The 2,073-nt window shown below is 64.6% G+C and carries 3 protein-coding genes and 1 pseudogene; 3 read left to right on the top strand and 1 reads right to left on the bottom strand.

The window, feature by feature from the left end:
* The 3 genes from VJ811_RS06020 to VJ811_RS06030 form a co-directional block, all read left to right on the top strand.
* Window positions 1-205 (top strand): VOC family protein (locus VJ811_RS06020; RefSeq protein ID WP_324071362.1); only part of this gene is annotated, 205 nt, incomplete at its 5' end.
* Between the two features lie 68 nt (window positions 206-273).
* Entirely contained in the window at window positions 274-1,002 is a 729-nt protein-coding gene (gene gloB / locus VJ811_RS06025; protein WP_324071363.1) for a hydroxyacylglutathione hydrolase, read from the top strand.
* A 61-nt stretch (window positions 1,003-1,063) separates the two neighbouring features.
* Window positions 1,064-1,510, top strand: a complete 447-nt coding sequence (locus VJ811_RS06030) for a hypothetical protein (protein ID WP_324071364.1) — start codon at window positions 1,064-1,066, stop codon at window positions 1,508-1,510.
* Between the two features lie 209 nt (window positions 1,511-1,719).
* On the opposite strand, the pseudogene VJ811_RS06035 reads toward VJ811_RS06030, so the two are convergent.
* Window positions 1,720-2,073: pseudogene (locus tag VJ811_RS06035) on the bottom strand (long-chain fatty acid--CoA ligase); the annotation flags it as partial.

Raw genomic sequence — 2,073 nt, forward strand, 5'->3', positions numbered from 1 at the left:
CCGGCACTGGACGCCGGTGCATCCCGACTTTTCGGTCGCCAATCTTGATGACGCCATCGCGAGCGCACTGGCCGCGGGCGCGGTGCAGGAGGGCGAGACATTGGACCTGCCCTATGGCAGACAGGCGATGTTCGCCGATCCGTTCGGCAACGGATTCTGCCTGATCGAGTTTAACGAGCGGGGCTATGACGCCCTTGCGACCTGAACAGGCGGATCAAGGCCCGCCGCCGCCCGCTCCGTCTTGAAGGGGCGAGACGCTGGAAAGGAGATATCATGGCTGCGCTGGACATCGTCCGTATTCCCGTTCTCAGCGACAATTATGTCTGGCTGGTCCATGATCCCGTCAGCGAAGCGACGATGGTCGTCGACCCCGCGGTCGCCGAGCCCGTGCTCGAAGCCGCCGCCGCGCGCGGCTGGACGATCACCGATATCTGGAACACGCATTGGCACCCCGATCACACCGGCGGCAACGCCGCGATCAAGGAAGCGACCGGCTGCACGGTCACCGGCCCCGCCGCGGAGTTTGCGCGCATCCCGACGCTCGACGTGCAAGTGAAGGGCGGCGACCGCGTGCAACTTGGCGAGCATGTCGCCGACGTCTGGGACGTGCCTGCGCACACCGCGGGCCATATCGCCTATCATTTCGCGAGCGACGCTTCGATCTTCGTCGGCGACACGATGTTTGCGATGGGCTGCGGCCGATTGTTCGAAGGCACCGCCGAACAGATGTTCGCGAACATGCAGAAACTCGGCACGCTCGACGATGCGACGCGCGTGTATTGCGCGCACGAATATACGCTGTCGAACGCGCGTTTCGCGGTGACGGTCGATCCCGACAATGTCGCGCTGGCCGCGCGGCTCGCCGCGGTCGAGTCCGCTCGCGCCGCTGGCGAGGCGACGGTGCCGACGAGCATCGGCGAAGAGCGCGCGACCAACCCCTTTCTGCGCGCGTCGAGCGCGGCCGAACTCGGGCGCATCCGCGCGCTGAAGGACGCGGCATGATGCCGCTTCAGCGCCCATTCATCTGTCCCTGCCACAATGGCCGATCTCAAGGAGCAAATTCATGGCGAAGCTGAACCTGATGGCCGCCGCGCTGTTGACCGCGGCCGCGCCGCTGGTCGCAAGCTGCGCGCCCGCCGGTTCGGGCGAGCCCGGCGCCGCGGCGCTCACGCCCAAACAGGCCGAACGGCTCGACAAGCAGCTCGCGGGCAAGGTTCCGGGCGAGCCGGTCCGCTGCCTGCCCAATTATCGCAGCAACGACACGATCCGCGTGTCGGACAATATCCTGCTCTATCGCTCGGGCGGCAATCTCGTATATCGTAACGACCTCAAGAGCAGCTGCCCGGGTCTTGCGCGTGACAGCGACATCATGGTGGTACGCCAGTTCGGGTCGTCGACCTGCGAGGGCGATTTCTTCCATCTGGTCGACCGGTCGAGCGGCATTCGCGGTCCGACGTGCGTTTTCGGTGAATTCGTCCCCTATCGCAAACCGGCGGGGGACAAAGGCTGAGCGTTGGGTTCAGTCGTAGGCGGGGTCCGGTTTGCGCCGAGCTCTTCGGGTCGCACCCCCGCCTGCTATGATCAAATCGAACCCCCTACCCTTTAGGGGAGGGCAGCGAGACTTGGGAACTTGTTCCCTAGTCGCAGCGGGTGGGGCTCATCGGCGTTGCGCGACCTCGACAGCCCCCACCCCAACCCTCCCCTAAAGGGGAGGGAGTTCTAAGCCTTATAAAGCGCCGCGATCTTGTCCTCGTAGACCTGCTTCAATATGTGGCGCCGGATCTTCATCGACGGCGTCATCTGTTCATTCTCGATTCCGAAGGCTTCGTCGGCGAAATCGAACTTGCGGACCTTTTCGATCACCGACAGCTGGCCGTTCACCCGGTCGACCGCGGCGCGCAGCGCGGCGCGGAATTTCTCATGTTCGCGCAGGCGCACAAGATCCTTGGGCAAACCTTCGGCCTCGGCCCATTCGGCCATCCATTCGGGATCGGGGACAAGGATGCCGACGAGGTGCGGGCGCTTGTCGCCATAGACCATCGCCTGCAGGATTTCGGGCTGGAGCGTCAGCAT

It is taken from the genome of Sphingopyxis sp., assembly GCF_035250425.1.
In the GTDB taxonomy this organism is placed as follows: domain Bacteria; phylum Pseudomonadota; class Alphaproteobacteria; order Sphingomonadales; family Sphingomonadaceae; genus Sphingopyxis.

What these genes read in the sequence shown, in the direction of transcription:
- gloB (WP_324071363.1), top strand. Translation starts at nt 274, where the DNA reads ATGGCTGCGCTGGACATCGTCCGTATTCCCGTTCTCAGCGACAATTAT.
- VJ811_RS06030 (WP_324071364.1), top strand. Translation starts at nt 1,064, where the DNA reads ATGGCGAAGCTGAACCTGATGGCCGCCGCGCTGTTGACCGCGGCCGCG.